The organism is Buchnera aphidicola (Aphis nerii) (assembly GCF_005083105.1).
Classification (GTDB): domain Bacteria; phylum Pseudomonadota; class Gammaproteobacteria; order Enterobacterales; family Enterobacteriaceae; genus Buchnera; species Buchnera aphidicola_AS.
In genome coordinates this window covers 610,874-631,491 of the sequence record NZ_CP034885.1, presented here as the reverse complement: position 1 = coordinate 631,491, position 20,618 = coordinate 610,874, and the positions used below count along the sequence as shown (strand labels likewise).

Below are 20,618 nucleotides of genomic sequence, written 5' to 3'. Positions count from 1 at the left end.
TTCTGATGTTAATTAACTGTGTATAATTAGTGTTTTAGATAAGTATAACTTTCTAAAAAAGCTTTTATTTTGAACAAAAACAAAAAAAAATAATGTTTTTAAAAAATTAATATTGCATATATTAAAAAAAATTTTTTAAAAATATCTTTTTAATATGAAAAAGATTAAACTTATAAAGATTTATTTAAAAATTTTTTAAACTTTAAAAGAGATGATTTAAAATGCATTTAATAAAAAATAATCAAAGCAAAAGAAAAAATATTTCTAAAAAAAAAATTTTTTTTATTATATTTTTCTTTACTCTTATACTTTTTATCTTTTTTTTAATAAAAAAACCAAAAAATAATATAAAAAATTTAAATCAAACCGAATATTACGAAATTGTACAAGAGATAAATGCAAAAAAGAATTTAGATTATAAAAATGTAGAAAATTTTATAATAGATAACAAAAATATTTATGGAACTTTAGTTTCTTTATTGTTATCTAAACAATATATTTTAAAAAACGAATTGGAAAAAGCGTTTGTTCAACTAGATAATAGCTTAAAATATACAGAAGAAGAAAATTTAAAAAATATTTTACGATTAAGAATGTCGAAAATTAAAATAGAACAAAAAAAATACAAAGATGCAATAGAAATCATTGAAAAAATTAAAGATAATTCTTGGGTTAATATAGTCGAAGACGTAAAAGGAGACATTTTTATGAAAAATAAAAATATAAAATTAGCTATAAAAGCATGGGAAGAAAGTAACTATTTTGAAAAATCTAAAACATCTAAAGAAATAACTAATATGAAAATAAATGAAGCAAAACAAATTAACTGAAATACAAGAAAAAAATATATTTAAAATAACAAGAGTTTATACTAAAATGGCACCTATTATTGCATTAATTGGTCGTACTAATGTAGGAAAATCTACTTTATTTAATATTTTAACTAAAAAAAGAAATGCATTAGTTTCAGATTTATCAGGTCTTACTCGAGATAGAAATTATGAATCTTGCTATTTAGAAAAAAATACAAAATTCATTTTAGTAGATACTGCTGGTTTTGATTTTAAATCAAATGTAATACAAGAACAAGCGCACAAACAAACATTAACAGCAATCAAAGAATCAGATTTAATTTTCTTTGTAGTTAATGCTCGAGATGGAGTTCTTCCACAAGAATATGAAATTTTGAAAGAAATTAGAAAATATCAAAAAGAATCATTTTTAGTTATTAATAAAATAGATGGAATTAAAGAAATTGAAAAAATCAATGAATTTTATTCTTTAGGATTTAAAAAAAATATACAAATTTCTGCAAGTCATAACCAAGGAATTAATCATTTAATTAATGAACACTTAATTCCTTGGATTAAGTTTAAATATGAAAAAATACAATCAAAACAAATACTAGAAACAAAAAATATATCAATAAAAATTGCATGTATAGGCAAACCTAATGTTGGAAAATCAACATTAATTAATTCACTTTTAATGCAAGATAGAATTATTACATCTAATATACCAGGTACAACATTAGATGTAATATCTATACCTATAAAATATAACAATAAAAACTATATATTAATAGATACTGCAGGAACTTCAAAGAAGAAAACAAAAAAGAAAATAGAGCAAATTTCTATTATTAAAACTTTAAAAACTATTCAAAAAACAGACATAACATTATTAGTCATAGATGCAAAAAATGAACAATTTAGAATATGTCATCAAAATCTATTATTGATTAACATTATTGAAAATTTTGGAAAACCATTAATCATAATAATTAATAAATGGGATTTATTAAATTTTTCAGAAAAAAATCAATTTAAAAAACTATTAAATTATCAATTAAAAAATTCTTTTTTTTTAAAAATACATTTTATATCAGCAATTAATAGTGAAGGAATTTATGAAATATTTAAACTTATTGAAGATTTTAATCTATCTTATCAACACAAAATAAGCACTTCAAAACTTATGCAAATTATGAAAGATGCAATTAAAAAACATCAACCTCCAATGATAAATGGACGTCGAATAAAATTAAAATATGTTCATTTAGGAAATTATAATCCAATTAAAATTATTATACATGGAAATCAAACTAGATATTTACCAATAACTTACAAGAAATATTTAAAAAATTTTTTTTATAAATCTCTTGCGATACATGGAGTACCAATTAATTTAAAATTTAAAGAAACAATAAATCCATATGTATAAAAATAAACTAATTATCAGAAATATGATTAGCATTATATAAAGGAATTTCAACTTCTATATCAATATCGCCCATAATCGCTTGACAACTTAGTCGACTGGTAGATTCCAGACCCCAAGCTTTATCTAAAACATCTTCTTCTTTTTCAGACCATCCTGAAAGAGAAAGAAAACCTTTTCGTATAACACAATGACAAGTACTACAAGCACATGATTTTTCACATGCATGTTCTAACTTAATATTGTTAATTAATGCAACATTTAAGATGGTTTCACCTTTTTTACATTCACAAACAGCACCTTTCGGCAATATAAATTTATGAGGTAGAAAAAAAATTTTAGGCATTATTTAATCTCATTTATATTATTATTATTTAAAGAATTATTAATCGCATTTTTTAAACGCAATGAAAAAAAGTGTTTAGTTACTTCATCTAATTTTTTTAAATTTAATTTAATACCGTAAAAATCATCTTTATCAATTGATTTCTGTAAAGCATTTTGATTTACTTTGATTGTTTCTAGTTCTTTTATATCGATTAAATTTTTATCTTCTTTTAATGCATGATCCAATAAATTTAAAATATTTCTAGACTCAATTTTTTTTTCTTCTTTAATTCTGAAAAAATAATCATCTTTAAAAAAAGAAACATCATTTTTAATAGTTTTAGACGTATTTGAAAAATGTAATAAAGAATGATCAATTTGAATTTTTTTTTCTTTATTAGTATCTTTTTCAAATGCACTTATATTAATTAAACCATCAGTATCAATTTGAAATGTAACTAAAACTCGAACTTTACCTGATTTTCTAAGTGGGATATCTTTTAACACAAAACGAGACAATGAAATACAATCTTTTGCAAGTTCTCTTTCTCCCTGTAATACATGAATAACAATACCTGTTTGATTATCCTTGGAAGTTGTAAACTCCTTGGTTTTAGAAATAGGTATATGACTATTTCGAAGAATAATTTTTTCCATAAAACCACCCATGACTTCAATTCCTAACGAAATAGGTATAACATCTAACAAAATAGTTCGATTATGAACATTATTTTTAATAAGCATGTTACATTGTAATGCGGCTCCAATTGCAACTACTTTATCTGGATTAATTGAAATTAATGGATTGATTTTGAAAAATTTTTTAACTTCTTGATATACTAGTGGAACTCGTGTAGAACCTCCTACCATAACAATGTCTTTAATATCTTTTATATTTATGCCTATTTCGTTAAAAATTTTTGCACAAATTAACAAAGTTTTTTTAACTAAATCTTTAATAAGCATATTGAATTCATTACGATGAATTACCCCTTTCCAGTTTAAAATACTAATCTCTGCTGTTTGATAATAAGTTAATTTTATTTTTACTTGTTTTGCTGCTGTTAATAATATAGATTGTAAAGAAATATTATATTCATGAGATGATAAATTTGCTTTTTTATAAATATAATTAGCTAATAAAGTATCAAAATCATCACCACCCAAATTAGAATCACCACTAGTAGCTAATACCTCAAATAATCCTTGGTTTAGTTTTAATATAGAAATATCAAAAGTACCACCTCCAAGATCATATATAGCAATTATACCTTTTTTATTAGTTTCTAAACCATATGCGATGGCAGCAGATGTAGGTTCATTTAATAACCTAATCAAATTAATTCCAGCCATAATAGCAGCTTTTTTAATCAAAGATCTCTGAATATTATTAAAATATGCTGGAACAGTTATAACTGTAAGATCTTTATAAATATTATATAAAAAACAAGCTCTTTTTTTTAAATATTTTAATATTTCACTCACTACTGTAGTTAAAGAAATCTTTCCTGATTGCGTATAAAATACAATATCTCCGGTTTCATTCTCTTCTATAATATAGGGTAAAACAGGAAATTCTTGTTTAATAAAATCAATAGAACGACCTACTAAACGTTTAACTGAGACAATTGTATTCATTGGGTCTTGAAGTATTTTTTCTTCTGCTTCCCAACCAATTAAAAAATTATTTTTTCGACAATTTATTATAGATGGTACTAAATAACGTTGTTTTTCATCAGTTAATAATATGGCATGATTATTTTTAATAGTAGATATAAGAGAATAAGTAGTACCAAAATCTATACCTAAAATTAACTTTTTATTAAATTTTTCTTTTAAAAAAACCATATAAAACACCCTCATTTATTTAATTTAAGCAAAAGTTGTCATTTTTAAATTTTTTCTTAATTTTTGTTAAAAAAAATAATTGAGATATTTCATCAATAATTTTATTCCAATGTTTATTATAAAAATTATTATTGATTTTATTTTCGCAATTTTTTATTTCATTTTCTATTTTTTTTAAAAAATCATTAAAATAGTTTATTTTTGAATTATTTTTTTTTTTTAGAATTTCCATTTCTTCATATAAAAAAAAATATTTTTTTAAAAAACATTGATTTTCAGAAAGTAAGTTTTCTTGATTAATTTTAATACCATTTAATGAAAGTAAATAAATTGATCGACTTAACGAATCTTCTAAAATTTTATATCCATTATTAATTTCAATAGATTTTTCTAAAACTTGTTTTTTTTTAGATACGGAATCATTGATAAACAAATCAGGATGAAATTTTAATTGTAATTTATAAAAGTTTTTATTTAATAAATCTTTGTTTATATTAAATTGTTTTGGTAACTTAAATAACGTAAAATAATCCATAAATCACCTAAATTACATTTTTAAAAATGTTCAACGAAAATTTAATGTTGAAAAAAAATTTTCAACATTAAATTATAAAAAATAAGTATTATCCTTTGTTTCTTTTATTTTTATAATCTGTAATAGCTGCTTTAATAGCATCTTCTGCTAAAATAGAGCAATGAATTTTTACTGGAGGCAAATCTAATTCTTCTACTATACTTGTATTTTTTATAGATTCCGCTTCTTTAATTGATTTTCCTTTAATCCATTCCGTAGCAAGTGAACTAGAAGCAATTGCAGATCCACAACCATATGTTTTAAAACAAGCATCTTCAATAATACCTTTTGAGTTAACTTTAATTTGTAATTTCATTACATCACCACAAGCAGGTGCACCTACTAGACCACTGCCAACATTGATATCAGAATTAGAAAAAGAACCAACATTTCGAGGATTTTCATAATGATCCATAACTTTTTTACTATATGCCATTTTTAATTACCCTTTGTATATTATTAATTAACTATGATCCCATTCTATGCTATTTAAATCAACTCCAGATTTAAACATTTCCCATAATGGTGAAAGTTCGCGAAGTTTATAAATAGATTTATGAACTAATTTTATTGTATGGTGAATTTCTTCTTTCGTAGTGTATCTTCCAATAGAAAAACGAATAGAACTATGTGCTAATTCATCTTTAATTCCTAAAGCCCTTAAAACATATGACGGTTCTAAGCTAGATGAAGTGCATGCAGAACCAGAAGAAATAGCTAAATCTTTAAGCGACATAATTAACGATTCACCTTCAACATAATTAAAACTAACATTTAAAATATGAGGTGCACCTTGTTTTAAATCACTATTCAAATATACTTCTTCAATATTTTTAATACCATTCCATAATTCATTTCTTAAATTATTCAAATGAATAAAATCATCTTTTATCTTTTTTTTTGCTAGTTCAAAGGATTCACCCATGCCAACAATTTGATGAACTGGTAAAGTTCCAGCTCTCATACCTCTTTCATGTCCTCCGCCATGTAAGGATGCTAATAAACGAACTCGGGGTTTACGACGAACATATAATCCTCCAATACCCTTTGGTCCATATAATTTATGTGCTGAGAAAGACATCAAATCTACAAACGAATTTTTTACATTAATTTCAATTTTACCCACACTTTGAGTTGCATCTACATGAAAAAAAATATCACGAGATTTACAAATTTCAGAGATACTATTAATATCTTGTATAATTCCAGTTTCATTATTTACATGCATTATAGAGACAAGTATAGTGCTTTTTTTTATATGTTTTTTTAAATCATTTAAATCAATAATTCCATTGTTTTTTGGAGTCAAATAAGTTATAGAAAAACCTTCGTTCTCTAAATATCTACAGGTATCTAATACTGATTTATGTTCTGTTTTACTTGTAATAATATGATTACCCTTTTTTTTATGAAATAAAGCAATCCCTTTAATAGCTAAATTATTCGATTCAGTGGCACCTGAAGTAAATATAATTTCACGTGAATCTGCCCCAATTAAATCAGATATTTGATTTCGAGCAATATCAACTATTTCTTCTGCTTCCCAGCCGAATTTATGTGAACGGGAAGCTGCGTTTCCAAACATTCCATCTATTGTTAAATAATTCATCATTTTTTTAGCAACTTGAAAATCTACAGGAGTAGTAGCTGCATAATCTAAATAAATTGGTATCTTCATAAAATTAGTCACCTTAAAACTATTTTAATAAAATTAATATTCTATCATTTTAATACAAATTTATATCTAAAAATAAATACTCTTTTAGAGTAAAATTTTTCTAGAATACAAACTAGACTTTTTCATTAATTAAGAATATAATTAATTTTTTTAAATACAACATCTAAACATCATTAGGGGTGTAGTTCAATTGGTAGAGCATCGGTCTCCAAAACCGAAAGTTGTAGGTTCAAATCCTTCCACCCCTGCCAAAATTTCACTCATCAAATTTAAAAATAATTTCTTTTAAAATCCATTAATTATATAAAATTATAATTCCTATATTTTTTAAAAAACAAAAATAAAAATAACATTATTGTGAGGTTATCTAAAAAATGCCTAAATATCGTTCTTTTACAACTACTCAAGGAAGAAATATGTCTGGAGCCAGATCTTTATGGCGTGCTACAGGAATGAATGATGAAGATTTTAAAAAACCAATTATTGCTATAGTTAATTCATTTTCACAATTTGTTCCAGGTCATATTCATCTTCAAGAAGTAAGTAAAATAATATCAAAAGAAATTTCAAAATCAGGTGGTGTTCCAAAAGAATTCAATACTATTGCAATAGATGATGGAATTGCAATGGGACATGCTGGAATGTTGTATTCTTTACCGTCTCGTGAACTTATTGCTGATTCTATAGAATATGTAATTAATGCACATTGCGCGGATGCAATGATTTGTATATCTAATTGTGATAAAATTACACCTGCAATGTTTATGGCAGCTATGCGTTTAAATATACCTTCTGTGTTTGTTTCAGGAGGTCCAATGGAAGCAGGAAAAGTAAAAATAAAAGAGAAAATAGAAAAAATTGATTTAGTTGATGCTATCGTTCATGGAGGTAATTCTAAAAATTCAGATGAATTTATAAAAAAAATAGAATTATCATCATGTCCTACATGTGGATCTTGTTCAGGTATGTTTACTGCTAATTCAATGAATTGCTTAATGGAAGCAATTGGTTTAGCTTTACCTGGTAATGGAACATTATTAGCAACTCATGTCGATAGAAAAAAATTATTTAAAAAATCAGCTAAAATAATAGTTAAAATTACAAAAGATTATTATCAAAATGATTACAAACAATTTTTACCTAGAAATATTGCAAATAAAGAATCTTTTGAAAATGCGATAACATTAGATATTGCAATGGGGGGTTCTACAAATACTATATTGCATTTATTAGCAGCAGCAAATGAAGGAAATATTGATTTTAAAATGTCTAATATTGATAGTCTTTCAAAAAAAACCCCACATATTTGTAAAGTTGCTCCTAGTACAAAATTATATCATGTAGAAGATGTACATCGTGCAGGTGGAATTATGAGAATATTAGGAGAATTAAATCGTTTTAATTTATTAAATAAAAACACTAAAAATATATTAGGGTTGAGTTTAGAAAAAACATTAAAAAATTATGATATTTTATCTACAAAAAAAAATAACATAATAAAAATGTTTCGAGCAGGACCTGCAGGTATTCGAACAGTTAAACCATTTTCACAAAATTTTCGATGGGATAAATTAGATAAAAATCGTATTACAGGATGTATTCGATCTTGTGAAAACGCTTATAGTAAAGAAGGAGGGTTGTCTGTTTTATATGGAAATTTAGCAAAAAATGGTTGTATAATAAAAACTGCTAGTATAGATAAGAAAAGTTATATTTTTTCTGGAACAGCCAAAGTTTATGAAAGTCAAGAAGAAGCAGTTAAATCTATATTAGAAGGAAAGGTAAAACCAGGGGATGTTGTCGTAATTCGATACGAAGGTCCTAAGGGAGGACCTGGAATGCAAGAAATGTTATATCCAACAACGTATTTAAAATCTATGAATTTAGATCAAACATGTGCATTAATTACTGATGGTAGATTTTCTGGCGGCACATCAGGATTATCAATAGGACATATTTCACCTGAAGCTGCAAATAAAGGTGTAATAGCAATAGTTCAAAATGGAGATAATATTAAAATTAATATTTATGAAAAAACAATTCATTTAAATATCACAGAAAAAGAAATAAAAAATCGAATGATAAAAGAAAAATCAAAAGGTAATAGGGCATTTAAACCATTAGATCGAAAAAGAAATGTTTCCCTAGCATTACAATTTTATGCTTCTTGTGCTACTAGCGCAGATACTGGTGCAGTCAGAGACAAAAATAAATTATTTAATTTTTAAAATATTTAATAACTAATTAATTTTATATCTGGAATAAATAATATGAACTATTTTAACACATTATCTTTTCGTCAAAAAATTAAAGAAATTAAAAAATGTCGTTTTATGAAAAGGCAGGAATTTCAAAATAAAAATAATCTTCTGAAAAATAAAAAAATTGTTATTATAGGCTGTGGATCACAAGGTTTAAATCAAGGTTTAAATATGAGAGATTCTGGACTAGATGTTGCTTTTGCTCTTAAAAATGATAGCATTCTAAACAAAAATAAATCTTGGTATAACGCAACTAACAATAATTTTACAGTTAAAAATTACAAAAATTTAATTCCAACTGCTGATTTAGTAATTAATTTAACACCTGATAAACAACATAAAAATGTAATTCAAGAAATTCAAAAACTAATGAAACCTAATTCATGTTTAGGATATTCTCATGGTTTTAACATTGTAGAATGTGGTCAAAAAATAAGAAAAGATATAACAGTAATCATGGTAGCACCGAAATGTCCTGGTACAGAAGTTCGAGAGGAATTTAAAAGAGGTTTCGGAGTACCTACTTTAATTGCTGTACATCCAGATAATGATCTAAATAAAAAGGGCTTAGATATTGCAAAAGCATGGGCTTTTTCAATAGGTAGTCATCATGCTGGAGTTTTAGAATCATCATTTGTTGCGGAAGTTAAATCAGATTTAATGGGTGAGCAAACAATTTTATGTGGTATGCTTCAAACAGCATCATTAATATGTTACGAAAAATTAATTGAAAATGGACATGAATCAAGCTATGCAGGAAAACTAATACAATACGGATGGGAAACAATTACTGAATCATTAAAACATGGAGGTATTACATTAATGATGGATAGGCTTTCAAATCAATCTAAAATAAGAGCTTTCAAATTATCTGAAAAAATTAAAACAATATTAGCTCCATTATTTCAAAAACATATGGATGATATCATATCAGGTGAATTTTCTGATGAAATGATGAAAGATTGGGAGAATAATGATAAAAAATTATTAAATTGGCGTAACACGATAAAAGAAAAATCTTTTGAAAAAAATTTCTTTGATCCAATAAAAATATCTGAACAAGAATACTATGATCATGGAACATTAATGGTTTCAATATTAAAAGCAGGAATTGAATTAGCTTTTGAAACAATGTTAGAATCAGGTATTAAAAGCGAATCAGCTTATTATGAATCTTTACATGAATTACCATTAATTGCCAATACAATTGCTAGAAAAAAATTATATGAAATGAACATAGTTATTTCAGATACAGCTGAATATGGCAGTTATCTTTTTTCTGAAGCAGCTTATCCTATTTTAAAAAATTTTGTAATAAATCTTGAAAAATCTGATTTAGGATCATCGTTATTAAATAAATCAATAGACAATCTTGAATTATATAAAATTAATGAAAATATACGAAATCATCCTATTGAAATTATTGGATACAAATTAAGAAACTATATGAAAGAAATGAAATCAATTTCAGTTGCTAAATAACATATATTTTTTAATTTATTCTAAAACACCTTAATTTAATTACTATTTTATTATGTCTCTTAATTATGTTCAAAAAAATGCTGTAGAGTTTATCAACGGTCCCTGTTTGATATTAGCAGGGGCTGGTTCAGGAAAAACCAAAGTTATCATTAATAAAATTATTTATTTAATAAAATATTGTGAATATCAACCGAAAAACATTATTGCTTTAACTTTTACTAATAAAGCTGCTCATGAAATAAAAATACGTCTTTTAAAATATTTAAATCCAATTCAAATACAACAAATAATTATTTCAACATTTCATTCATTTGGTTTACAAATTATTAAAAAAGAAATTGAATTTTTAGAATTAAATCCTAATTTTTCTTTATTTGATGAAAAAGATCAAATTTTATTACTAAAAAAAATAACTAATCAAAAAATTCAAAATGATACAAAATTATTAAAACATTTAATTTTTATGATTTCTTATTGGAAAAACAAATTTTATACACCTTCAGATGTTGATTTATTAGCAAAATCTGATCAAGAAAAAGATTTTGCATGTTTTTATAAAAAATATACTATTTATTTATGTGAATCAAACATATTAGATTTTGACGATTTAATTTGTAGACCAACATTATTATTTAAAAAAAATAAAATTGTTCAACATCGTTGGCAAAAAAAAATAGCTTATTTATTAGTTGACGAATATCAAGACACCAATAATAGTCAGTATGAATTAATTAAAGAACTAACACATATAAATTCAAAATTTACTTTAGTTGGAGATGATGATCAATCGATATATTCATGGAGAGGAGCAAAACCTCAAAATATTTTGTTATTAAAAAAAGACTTTCCTAATTTGAAAATAATAAAAATGGAACAAAATTATCGTTCTTATGGGAGAATACTTAAAGCGGCAAATAAACTTATTTCATATAATCCAAATTATTTTAAAAAAAAATTATTTTCTAAATTAAAATATGGAAGTAAAATAAAAATTATAATTGGTAAAAACGAAGAAGTAGAAGCAGAAAAAATAGCAGAAAAAATAATTTGTCAATGTAATCAAGATAAAATACAATATAAAGATTATGCTATATTATACCGAGGCAATTATCAATCTCAAATTCTTGAAAAAATTTTTTTAAAACGAAATATTCCTTATAATATATCTAATAATTCATCATTTTTTTCAAATCCTGAGATTAAAGATTTGTTAAGCTATCTTCGATTAATCATTAATCATGATGATAATTATGCATTTATGCGAATATTAAATATTCCACATCGTCGAATTGGAATTGCTACACTTCGTAAAATAGAAGAAGCTTCAATTAAAAAAAATATGAGTTTTTTTCAAGTTACTAGTGATCCAGAAATAAAAAATTTTTTAAATATTTCTACATTAAATAGAATAAAACAATTTATTTCGTGGGTAAATAAAATAACTTTACTATCTTATTCAAAACCATCTTGTATTTTAGATGTTATTATTCATGATATTGAATATGAATCATGGTTATCAAAAAATTTAAAAGAACCTGATAAAATAAAAAAAAGCATAAATAATATTTATATTTTATCTAATTGGATAAAAAGTTTATTAAAGGGAAGTAATTTTGAAAAACCTATGAATTTATTAGAAATTATCACAAAAATGACACTTCGTGATATAATTAATAATGAAAAAAAACCTAAAAATTCCAACCAAGTTCAATTAATGACATTGCATTCATCTAAAGGATTAGAATTTTCTTCTGTTTTTATTATTGGAATGAGTGAAGGTGTTTTACCTAATATAAAAAGTATTAATGAAAACAATATAGAAGAAGAACGAAGATTAGCTTATGTTGGTATGACTAGAGCAAAAAAACAACTATTTTTAACATATTGTCAAACAAGAATACAATATGGTCAAAAATTATATACTATACCTAGTAGATTTCTATTCGAACTACCTAAAGAAGATTTACATTGGGATGAAAACATTATATTAAATAATTCTACAAAGAATACACAATATAGTATAAAAAAAATAAATTACTTGAAACAAAAAATTAAAAAAAATAATTTTTTAAAATAACAAAATATAAAAATTCTATAATTTTAGTTTAAATCAATTTTTAAAAATGATAATATTAATAAACAATATTCATAAAAATAAATTTAAAAAAAAATAATTTTTTTAAATTTTCTTTATTGAGAAAATAAACAATGAAAAATATTATTGAACTAACTGATCAAAATTTTAAAGAAAAAGTATTAAAAAAAACAGGTTTTATATTGGTTGATTTTTGGGCTGATTGGTGTAATCCATGTAAAATGTTAGCACCTATTTTAGAAGAGATAGCAAGTGAATATTGTAATAAAATTCAAATTGGAAAATTAAATATTGAAAAAAACCCAAAAACAGCTCCAATATATTCTATTCGAGGAATTCCTGCATTATTATTATTTCATAATAGTCAGGTTCTTGCGACTAAAATTGGAGCAATTTCTAAATTACAACTACAAGAATTTATAGATGAAAACATTAAATAAATTTACTAATTTTTAATTAAATAATTAAATTTTAAAAAAATTTTTAAAAAAATATATATTATGTCAAAATTATCATTTCAAGATTTACCCCGATTTTACTAAGAACCCACCATTATGAACCTTACCGCACTTAAAAATATGCCAGTTTCTGAATTAATTATTCTTGGTGAAAAAATGGGGTTGGAAAATTTAGCGCGTATGCGTAAACAAGATATTATTTTTGCAATCCTTAAACAACATGCAAAAAGTGGAGAAGATATATTTGGAGATGGAGTTTTAGAAATATTACAAGATGGATTTGGATTTCTTCGTTCTTCTGATAGTTCCTATTTAGCTGGTCCTGACGATATTTATGTATCACCTAGTCAAATTCGTAGATTTAATTTAAGAACTGGTGATACTATTTCTGGAAAGATAAGACCACCTAAAGAAGGTGAAAGATATTTTGCTTTATTAAAGGTAAATGAAGTTAACTACGATAAACCTGAAAATGCAAGAAGTAAAATCTTATTTGAAAACTTAACACCTTTGCATGCAAATTCTCGATTGAGAATGGAAAGAGGTAATGGTTCAACAGAAGATTTAACTGCTAGAGTTCTAGATTTAGCTTCTCCTATAGGAAGAGGACAAAGAGGTTTAATTGTTGCTCCTCCAAAAGCTGGAAAAACAATATTATTACAAAATATTGCTCAAAGTATAGCTTATAATCATCCAGATTGTGTTTTAATGGTTTTATTGATTGATGAAAGACCTGAAGAAGTGACCGAAATGCAAAGATTAGTTAAAGGTGAAGTAATCGCTTCTACCTTTGATGAACCTGCATCAAGACATGTACAAGTAGCAGAAATGGTTATTGAAAAAGCAAAACGATTAGTAGAACATAAAAAAGATGTTATTATATTACTTGATTCTATTACCCGTTTAGCACGTGCATATAATACCGTTGTTCCAGCTTCAGGTAAAGTCCTAACAGGAGGAGTAGATGCAAATGCACTACATAGACCTAAACGATTTTTTGGTGCTGCTCGTAATGTAGAAGAAGGTGGTAGTTTAACAATAATTGCAACAGCATTAGTCGATACTGGTTCAAAAATGGATGAAGTAATTTATGAAGAATTTAAAGGGACAGGCAATATGGAATTACCATTATCTAGAAAAATAGCGGAAAAACGTGTTTTTCCAGCTATTGATTATAACCGATCCGGAACTAGAAAAGAAGAATTATTAACTTTACCAGACGAACTTCAAAAAATGTGGATTTTAAGAAAAATTATTCACCCAATGAGCGAAATAGATGCAATGGAATTCTTATTAAATAAACTATCTATGACTAAAACTAATAATGAATTTTTTAATATGATGAAACGTTCTTAAGTACTTAATTTTTGATTTTTTATAGAATAAAAATTTATAATTTAAAAAAATATTTTTTAACTTTAAAATTTTTATAAAAAAAGCTGGACAATCAGAATCATTAATCATAGAATCTAGTCTATATTTTATAAATGCGCTCGTAGCTCATTTGGATAGAGCACTATCTTCCGAAGGTAGAGGTACCAGGTTCAAATCCTGTCGAGCGCACTTATTAATAGAAAGAATATAATATTATTATTTTTTTATTTGGTGGCTATAGCTCAGTTGGTAGAGTGCTGGATTGTGATTCCAGTGGTCATGGGTTCAAATCCCATTAGCCACCCAAAAAATTTTAAAAACGGCGAATAGCGCAGCTTGGTAGCGCAACTGGTTTGGGACCAGTAGGTCAGAGGTTCAAATCCTCTTTCGCCGAATAAAAATTACATCTTTTAATAACACTTAATAAATGTTCATTATTCGCATAATTAGACGTAATAATATCTTTCCAACCAATATCTTTAGCTATCTTATGTAATCTGTTACCAACAACAATTAATTTACATTTAAATAACCATTCGTTTTTATTTAAAATATCAATTGTTTCATTCAATTTATTTAAAACTTCACCACTAGTTATTATTAATGTATTTATTTTATAAGAACGCCATTTTTTTATTTCTAAGTGATTATTTATTATTTTAAAAACTTTTTTATAACATTCAATAACAGAAATATTAAAATTTTTATTTTTTAAACTCATTTCTACTAAATTTCTTCCATTTTCTCCTTTTAACAAAACAATTTTAGATTTACTAATATTTTTTTTATATAAAATTTTTAATAAAGCTTCACTATTTTCTTCATTTTCTGGAACTAAAATTTTTTTTTAACATATTTTTGAAAAAAAATAGCTGTACCATTTCCAATAGCATAATAATCTGGATTTAGTGGCCAATGTAAATTATTTTCGTTTAAGTATAGATTTGTATAATAAACAGATCTTTTAGAAAAAATTAGAATTATATCTGATTTATATAATTCACAAATTTTTTTTGATAAACTTATTGAACTTGTACTAGGTAAAAAATTAAATAAAGGAAAATGCCAAGATAAAATTCCTATACAATTTAATATCTTTGCTAATTTTTCTCCTTCAGGTGAAGGTCTCGTCACTAATATTTTCATTTTTAATTTAATTGTTTAGTATAAATTTCGTCAAGAATTTTCCGAGCGCCATTTCCTAGTAATTCATTAGCTAAAGAATATGCCATTTCTTCTGCACTATTATAATATCCAATTCTTTCACCTTTTAATATGCGACCGCCATCAGGCGAACCAACTAATCCTCTAAGCCAAATTTTATTTTTTTTAAGAATTGCATAGCTTCCAATTGGAATTTGACAACCTGCTTCTAAAGTTTTACAAAATGCACGTTCTGCATTTATTTCAATATAAGTATTAATATGATTTAAGCGTGATAAAAAAAATGATATTTTTTTATCATGTAATCTAGATTGTATACCAATAGCACCCTGTCCACATGAAGGAAGTGATAGTTCAGCAGGTATAATTTGACTAATCCGATGTTTTAAACTTAATCTATTTAGTCCTTCAGCTGCTAAAATTATTGCGTCATATTTGCCTTGATCTAATTTAGCTATTCTTGTTTCTATATTTCCTCTTAAAGGGGAAATAATTAAATCTGGACGATACGTTATTAATTGACATTGTCTTCTTAAACTTGATGTTCCGACTATTGCTCCTTTAGGTAGTTGACTAATAGATTTATAATGATTAGAAACTAATGAATCTAATGGATTACCTCTTTTACATATACTAATTAGAGATAATTCTTTAGTAATATGAACAGGAAGATCTTTCATTGAGTGTATTGCAATATCTGCTCTGTTTTCAAGCAAAGCAAATTCTAATTCTTTTATAAAAAGTCCCTTTCCTCCTATTTTAGCAAGTGATTTGTTTAAAATATTGTCTCCATGTGTAACTATAGGTACCAATTTTATATTCATATCTGGATATAAAGATAATATTTTTTTTTTAACATATTTAGTTTGTTCTAAAGCTAAAGGACTTTTTCTTGTAGCAATTCTTAATATTTTTTTTTGCATATTACTGTTCATATTTGTTTAAAATATTTTTTATAAAAATCATAATAAAATATCTAGTTAGTGATAATATATCTAAAATTATTAAAAGTATTTTAAATATTATAAAATATTAAATTTTTGCTAGATTGTATAGAAAAAGATTCTTGAAATATTTCCCAAAAGTCTTTATTAGTACGATTGCAAATCCATTTATCTGCATCATAATTAAAATGATATGCATTTAATTTTGTTGCTAACCAAACTTGTTGTAAAAATTCTTGCTTATTAATTATAATTAAACTTTTATTTGAAAAAGTAATAGTAATTACATAATCTTGTATTTCATAATCAAAATCAATTTTGTCAATATATCTATTTAAATTATCTTCAATTTTAAGAAACAAATGATTGATTAAATTATAAAAATTATTTATTGAATTAGACATTATTTTAGTTTCCATTAGTATTTCTTAAAATTTATTTAATTAATTTATTAATGTTAAATAAAATTTTTTAAATGTTATTTAATTTTTAAAAAATTTTCTATAAAAAACCAATTACTATAAGGAGTTTAAATGAAATCAAATATTTATCATAAAAGAAAAATTAATTTTTCTAAAATGCATGGTTTAGGTAATGATTTTATGGTTATTGAATCAATTACACAAGATTTTGTTATATCTTCAACAAAAATAAAAGCACTATCAAATCGTAATACTGGCATAGGATTTGATCAATTATTATTAATTGAACCACCCAGAAGTTCTAAATTTGATTTTCATTATCGTATTTTTAACTCAGATGGCAATGAAGTAGAACAATGTGGAAATGGTGCCAGATGTGTTGGATTATTTCTCGTTTTAAAACATTTAACCAACAAAAAAATAATTAATCTCAGTACTAATAAAAAAAATATAATTATTAATTTTATTTCTCAAGATATAATTGAAGTAAATATGAATGAACCTGTTTTTTCATTAAGTTTAATAGATATTTCAGAAAAATTAAAAAATTATAATTTTTCAGTAATAAAAATAATTGATGATAGCTTATCATGTAGTTTGGTTTCTTTAGGTAATCCTCATTGTGTAATTCAAGTAGAATCTGTAAAAAATGCACCTGTAAAAAAGATCAGTGAAATAATAGAAAAAAAAAATATTTTTCCTAATGGAATAAATATAGGTTTTATGCAGATTTTAAATAAAAATTATATCAAATTGAGAGTTTATGAAAGGAATGAAGGAGAAACTCAATCTTGTGGAAGTGGTGCATGTGCGGCAGTAGCAGTAGGCATTGCAAAAAATATTCTTAATAAAGAGGTTAAAGTTGAATTATTAGGTGGTATTTTATTAATTAAATGGAAGGGTTTTGGGAATCCTTTATATATGATAGGATCTGCACGTTATGTTTATGAAGGCCATATATACATATAAAATATTAATTATAGGAGTTTTTTAGAGTTTTGAACAATCAAAATACCATTAAAAGAAAAAAATATATTGAAAGGAATACAAAAAAATTTAATCAAATTATTTTATCTCTTTTTCTAGGAGGATTTTCTAGTTTTTCTATTTTATATTGTGTTCAATCAATTTTACCAATATTTTCTAAACAATTCTATTTAACTGCAGCAGAAAGTAGTTTGTTTTTATCAGCAACAACAGCTACTATGGCTATAGGAACACTATTTACTGGGATTTTATCAGATATAATTGGCCGAAAATTAATTATGTCTATATCTTTACTAACAGCATCAATTCTTACAATTGTTTGTTCTGCTACAGATCATTGGAGAATGATAATTCTTCTTCGTGCTTTAATAGGAATATCTTTAAGCGGAGTAGTTGCAATTACCATTACATATATAGTGGAAGAAGTTCATTCTAATTCATTGTCATTTTGTATTGGTTTATATATTAGTGGAAATACTATAGGCGGTTGTTTTGGAAGAATTTTAACCAGTATTATAGCTGAAAATTTTTCGTGGAATATTTCATTATTTGTAATTGGTTTTTTTTCTTTAATATCATCTTTTCTTTTTTTGTATTTTTTACCATCTTCAAAAAATTTTTGTCCAATTTCTGTAAATTATAAAAAATTCTTAAATAATTTTTACTCACATTTAAAAAATCCAATATTATCTATTCTTTTCATGATAGGTTTTTTATTGATGGGCAGTTTTATTACTGTTTTTAATTATATTGGTTATCGATTAATATTAACACCTTTTTTGTTTAGTCCTTCCAATATAGGATTATTATCTATTATTTATTTAACAGGAGTTTATAGTTCACCTAAAGCTGGAATTTTAGTAAATAAATATAATAAAGAAAATGTGTTAATAATATCTTTATTATTAATGATTTTAGGTTTATTAATCACACAATTTAATCAAATTATAGTTATTGTTTTAGGATTAATAATTTTCTCAGGAGGTTTTTTTGCTTCCCATTCAATTGCTAGTAGTTGGGTTAGTGCCTCGGCAAAATTCGCCAAGGTTCAAGCAACTTCTTTATATTTATTTTTTTATTATTTAGGTTCAAGTGTATTCGGAACGTTTAGTGGTTTTTTTTGGTTTTATTCAAGATGGACAGGAATCTCAATTTTTATGGTAATTATTTTAATATTGGGAATATTTTTATGTTTCAAATTAAAAAAATTTATTAAATAAAGTATTTTTTATAAAAATTTATTATATTTTAGTTTCCTAAAAGATATTTTCTCAAGGATAATAAGCTTAGTTCAATTCATCAAAATGGCTAAAATATTATGCTATATTTATTTTCTTGTTCTGACTTGAATCATAGTTTATTTATTTTTTTGGCTTTATTTTTTGTATTATTTTATGAAGCTATTAATGGTTTCCATGATACAGCCAATGCTGTTTCTACTTTAATTTATACCAGAGCTATGCCAGCAAATTTTGCTGTTATTATGTCTGGTATATTTAATTTTTTAGGTGTATTACTTGGAGGTTTAACAGTGGCTTATGCCATTGTTCACTTGTTACCTAACGACTTATTATTAAGTGGAAATCCTAAACACGCCCTTGCAATGGTTTTTTCTATCTTACTTGCTGCTATTTTGTGGAACTTATCTACTTGGTATTTTTGTTTACCTGCATCTAGTTCACATTCTCTTATTGGTGCAATTATTGGAATTGTTTTAATTAATGCCATTACAGAAGGATCTTCTTTAGTTAATGCTTTAAATATATCTAAAATTTTAAATGTTTTAATATCATTAATTTTATCTCCTATTATAGGATTAATAATTTCTGCAATTTTAATACTTTTATTGAGATATATTTCGAAAAAATATAAAACAATCCATCGTATTCATATGACACCATTAGAACGTGAAAAAAATGATGGAAAAAAAAACCCCCCATTTTGGATCAAAATAGCATTAATTTTATCATCTATCGGAGTTAGTTATTCACATGGAGCCAATGATGGTCAAAAAGGAATTGGTTTAATTATGCTCGTATTAATCAGCATTATACCAACTAGTTTTTTAGTAAATTTAAATGCTTCTAAAAAAGAAATTATTCATACAAAAAACACGATTGATTATTTAAAGAAGTATTACTTAAATCATTATTCGAAAATAAATAATAAAAAATTAGATTATAATAATTCTAATATAATAAAAAACATCAAAAAAACTCAAATTTTGTTAGATGATGTATATAATTATAATACATTAAGTATAAAACAACGTTTTCAACTACGTCATTTTTTACTTTCTATTTCCGAAAATATTGATCATTTAATCAATTTCAATACGACTAAATATGAAAAAAATATTTTATATAATATTAAAAAAGATATACTTGTAACTGTAGAATATGCACCAGTTTGGATAATATTGATAATTGCACTTGCTTTATCTATAGGTACAATGTTTGGTTGGAAACGTATAGTTACAACTATTGGAGAAAAAATAGGAAAAAAAAGAATGACATATGCACAAGCTATGTCTGCTCAAATCACTGCTGCTTTTTCTATTGGAATAGCTAGTTATACAGGCATTCCTGTTTCTACAACACACATTTTAGCTTCATCAGTAGCAGGTTCAATGTTAGCTGATGGTGATCATATTCAAAAAAGTACTATAAAAAATATTATTGTTGCTTGGATATTAACTTTACCTGTTTCAATTTTACTTTCTAGTTTTTTATATTCAATAGCATTGTTTCTAATTTAAAAAACATTATTTATATTTTTTAGATA

General features: G+C 24.6%; 19 protein-coding genes and 4 tRNA genes. 14 read left to right on the top strand and 9 right to left on the bottom strand.

Annotated elements, in window-relative coordinates; genetic code table 11:
• Positions 1 to 221: 221 nt before the first annotated feature.
• Positions 222 to 830 (top strand): YfgM family protein, encoded by a 609-nt coding sequence (locus D9V64_RS03105; RefSeq protein WP_158367236.1) that lies wholly within the window; start codon positions 222 to 224, stop codon positions 828 to 830.
• Positions 808 to 2,223 (top strand): ribosome biogenesis GTPase Der, encoded by a 1,416-nt coding sequence (der, locus tag D9V64_RS03100; RefSeq protein ID WP_261979780.1) that lies wholly within the window; start codon positions 808 to 810, stop codon positions 2,221 to 2,223. Before D9V64_RS03105 ends, der begins: the two co-directional genes overlap by 23 nt.
• A gap of 7 nt (positions 2,224 to 2,230) precedes the next feature.
• Here der and fdx read toward each other — a convergent pair whose 3' ends face one another.
• The 5 genes from fdx to D9V64_RS03075 all read right to left on the bottom strand — a co-directional run bounded on the left by fdx (position 2,231) and on the right by D9V64_RS03075 (position 6,647).
• On the bottom strand, positions 2,231 to 2,566 hold the full coding sequence (gene fdx / locus D9V64_RS03095; protein WP_158367233.1) for an ISC system 2Fe-2S type ferredoxin: 336 nt from the start codon (positions 2,564 to 2,566) through the stop codon (positions 2,231 to 2,233).
• Positions 2,566 to 4,395 carry a Fe-S protein assembly chaperone HscA gene (hscA, locus tag D9V64_RS03090; RefSeq protein WP_158367230.1) on the bottom strand — a complete coding sequence of 610 codons (1,830 nt, stop codon included), beginning with the start codon at positions 4,393 to 4,395 and terminating at the stop codon, positions 2,566 to 2,568. Before hscA ends, fdx begins: the two co-directional genes overlap by 1 nt.
• Positions 4,396 to 4,414: 19 nt before the next feature.
• Complete coding sequence (hscB, locus tag D9V64_RS03085) at positions 4,415 to 4,930, bottom strand: Fe-S protein assembly co-chaperone HscB (protein ID WP_158367227.1); 516 nt, start codon at positions 4,928 to 4,930, stop codon at positions 4,415 to 4,417.
• Positions 4,931 to 5,018: 88 nt separating this feature from the next.
• Entirely contained in the window at positions 5,019 to 5,405 is a 387-nt protein-coding gene (gene iscU, locus D9V64_RS03080; protein ID WP_158367224.1) for a Fe-S cluster assembly scaffold IscU, read from the bottom strand.
• A 27-nt stretch (positions 5,406 to 5,432) separates the two neighbouring features.
• Complete coding sequence (locus D9V64_RS03075) at positions 5,433 to 6,647, bottom strand: IscS subfamily cysteine desulfurase (RefSeq protein ID WP_158367221.1); 1,215 nt, start codon at positions 6,645 to 6,647, stop codon at positions 5,433 to 5,435.
• Positions 6,648 to 6,822: 175 nt separating this feature from the next.
• Between D9V64_RS03075 and D9V64_RS03070 the strand changes: the two genes are divergently transcribed.
• From D9V64_RS03070 to D9V64_RS03030, 9 genes are all read left to right on the top strand, one after another.
• Positions 6,823 to 6,898 (top strand) — tRNA-Trp (locus tag D9V64_RS03070).
• Between the two features lie 123 nt (positions 6,899 to 7,021).
• The gene (gene ilvD, locus D9V64_RS03065; protein WP_158367218.1) at positions 7,022 to 8,875 is read left to right on the top strand and encodes a dihydroxy-acid dehydratase; all 1,854 of its coding nucleotides are present in this window, start codon (positions 7,022 to 7,024) and stop codon (positions 8,873 to 8,875) included.
• Between the two features lie 42 nt (positions 8,876 to 8,917).
• Positions 8,918 to 10,390, top strand: a complete 1,473-nt coding sequence (ilvC, locus tag D9V64_RS03060) for a ketol-acid reductoisomerase (protein ID WP_158367215.1) — start codon at positions 8,918 to 8,920, stop codon at positions 10,388 to 10,390.
• 52 nt (positions 10,391 to 10,442) lie between these two features.
• On the top strand, positions 10,443 to 12,467 hold the full coding sequence (gene rep, locus D9V64_RS03055) for a DNA helicase Rep (protein WP_158367212.1): 2,025 nt from the start codon (positions 10,443 to 10,445) through the stop codon (positions 12,465 to 12,467).
• 131 nt (positions 12,468 to 12,598) lie between these two features.
• Complete coding sequence (gene trxA / locus D9V64_RS03050; protein ID WP_158367209.1) at positions 12,599 to 12,925, top strand: thioredoxin TrxA; 327 nt, start codon at positions 12,599 to 12,601, stop codon at positions 12,923 to 12,925.
• Positions 12,926 to 13,039: 114 nt separating this feature from the next.
• Entirely contained in the window at positions 13,040 to 14,299 is a 1,260-nt protein-coding gene (gene rho, locus D9V64_RS03045; protein ID WP_158367206.1) for a transcription termination factor Rho, read from the top strand.
• A 133-nt stretch (positions 14,300 to 14,432) separates the two neighbouring features.
• Positions 14,433 to 14,506 (top strand) — tRNA-Arg (locus D9V64_RS03040).
• Between the two features lie 42 nt (positions 14,507 to 14,548).
• A tRNA-His gene (locus D9V64_RS03035) sits at positions 14,549 to 14,621 on the top strand.
• Between the two features lie 16 nt (positions 14,622 to 14,637).
• Positions 14,638 to 14,711: transfer RNA gene (locus D9V64_RS03030), tRNA-Pro, on the top strand.
• Here the strand turns inward: D9V64_RS03030 and D9V64_RS03025 are convergent.
• From D9V64_RS03025 to cyaY, 4 genes are all read right to left on the bottom strand, one after another.
• A complete protein-coding gene (locus D9V64_RS03025) occupies positions 14,685 to 15,113 on the bottom strand; it encodes a uroporphyrinogen-III synthase (RefSeq protein ID WP_315984435.1) in 429 nt (142 codons plus the stop codon). The two genes, D9V64_RS03030 and D9V64_RS03025, sit on opposite strands and share 27 nt — an antisense overlap.
• Positions 15,114 to 15,151: 38 nt before the next feature.
• The gene (locus tag D9V64_RS03020) at positions 15,152 to 15,463 is read right to left on the bottom strand and encodes a uroporphyrinogen-III synthase (RefSeq protein ID WP_158367200.1); all 312 of its coding nucleotides are present in this window, start codon (positions 15,461 to 15,463) and stop codon (positions 15,152 to 15,154) included.
• 2 nt (positions 15,464 to 15,465) lie between these two features.
• Entirely contained in the window at positions 15,466 to 16,404 is a 939-nt protein-coding gene (hemC, locus tag D9V64_RS03015; protein WP_158367197.1) for a hydroxymethylbilane synthase, read from the bottom strand.
• 92 nt (positions 16,405 to 16,496) lie between these two features.
• Positions 16,497 to 16,844, bottom strand: coding sequence for an iron donor protein CyaY (cyaY, locus tag D9V64_RS03010; protein WP_158367194.1), 348 nt, complete (start codon positions 16,842 to 16,844; stop codon positions 16,497 to 16,499).
• A gap of 144 nt (positions 16,845 to 16,988) precedes the next feature.
• On the opposite strand from cyaY, the gene dapF reads away from it, so the two are divergent.
• The 3 genes from dapF to D9V64_RS02995 all read left to right on the top strand — a co-directional run bounded on the left by dapF (position 16,989) and on the right by D9V64_RS02995 (position 20,592).
• A complete protein-coding gene (gene dapF, locus D9V64_RS03005) occupies positions 16,989 to 17,816 on the top strand; it encodes a diaminopimelate epimerase (protein WP_261979814.1) in 828 nt (275 codons plus the stop codon).
• Positions 17,817 to 17,845: 29 nt separating this feature from the next.
• Positions 17,846 to 19,054, top strand: coding sequence for an MFS transporter (locus D9V64_RS03000; RefSeq protein ID WP_158367189.1), 1,209 nt, complete (start codon positions 17,846 to 17,848; stop codon positions 19,052 to 19,054).
• 98 nt (positions 19,055 to 19,152) lie between these two features.
• Entirely contained in the window at positions 19,153 to 20,592 is a 1,440-nt protein-coding gene (locus D9V64_RS02995; RefSeq protein ID WP_158367186.1) for an inorganic phosphate transporter, read from the top strand.
• Positions 20,593 to 20,618 lie beyond the last annotated feature (26 nt).

What these genes read in the sequence shown, in the direction of transcription:
- hemC (WP_158367197.1), bottom strand. Translation starts at nt 16,404, where the DNA reads ATGCAAAAAAAAATATTAAGAATTGCTACAAGAAAAAGTCCTTTAGCT.
- iscU (WP_158367224.1), bottom strand. Translation starts at nt 5,405, where the DNA reads ATGGCATATAGTAAAAAAGTTATGGATCATTATGAAAATCCTCGAAAT.
- der (WP_261979780.1), top strand. Translation starts at nt 808, where the DNA reads ATGAAGCAAAACAAATTAACTGAAATACAAGAAAAAAATATATTTAAA.
- fdx (WP_158367233.1), bottom strand. Translation starts at nt 2,566, where the DNA reads ATGCCTAAAATTTTTTTTCTACCTCATAAATTTATATTGCCGAAAGGT.
- ilvD (WP_158367218.1), top strand. Translation starts at nt 7,022, where the DNA reads ATGCCTAAATATCGTTCTTTTACAACTACTCAAGGAAGAAATATGTCT.
- D9V64_RS02995 (WP_158367186.1), top strand. Translation starts at nt 19,153, where the DNA reads ATGCTATATTTATTTTCTTGTTCTGACTTGAATCATAGTTTATTTATT.
- rho (WP_158367206.1), top strand. Translation starts at nt 13,040, where the DNA reads ATGAACCTTACCGCACTTAAAAATATGCCAGTTTCTGAATTAATTATT.
- ilvC (WP_158367215.1), top strand. Translation starts at nt 8,918, where the DNA reads ATGAACTATTTTAACACATTATCTTTTCGTCAAAAAATTAAAGAAATT.
- D9V64_RS03105 (WP_158367236.1), top strand. Translation starts at nt 222, where the DNA reads ATGCATTTAATAAAAAATAATCAAAGCAAAAGAAAAAATATTTCTAAA.
- hscB (WP_158367227.1), bottom strand. Translation starts at nt 4,930, where the DNA reads ATGGATTATTTTACGTTATTTAAGTTACCAAAACAATTTAATATAAAC.
- rep (WP_158367212.1), top strand. Translation starts at nt 10,443, where the DNA reads ATGTCTCTTAATTATGTTCAAAAAAATGCTGTAGAGTTTATCAACGGT.
- trxA (WP_158367209.1), top strand. Translation starts at nt 12,599, where the DNA reads ATGAAAAATATTATTGAACTAACTGATCAAAATTTTAAAGAAAAAGTA.
- D9V64_RS03020 (WP_158367200.1), bottom strand. Translation starts at nt 15,463, where the DNA reads ATGAAAATATTAGTGACGAGACCTTCACCTGAAGGAGAAAAATTAGCA.
- cyaY (WP_158367194.1), bottom strand. Translation starts at nt 16,844, where the DNA reads ATGGAAACTAAAATAATGTCTAATTCAATAAATAATTTTTATAATTTA.
- D9V64_RS03075 (WP_158367221.1), bottom strand. Translation starts at nt 6,647, where the DNA reads ATGAAGATACCAATTTATTTAGATTATGCAGCTACTACTCCTGTAGAT.
- hscA (WP_158367230.1), bottom strand. Translation starts at nt 4,395, where the DNA reads ATGGTTTTTTTAAAAGAAAAATTTAATAAAAAGTTAATTTTAGGTATA.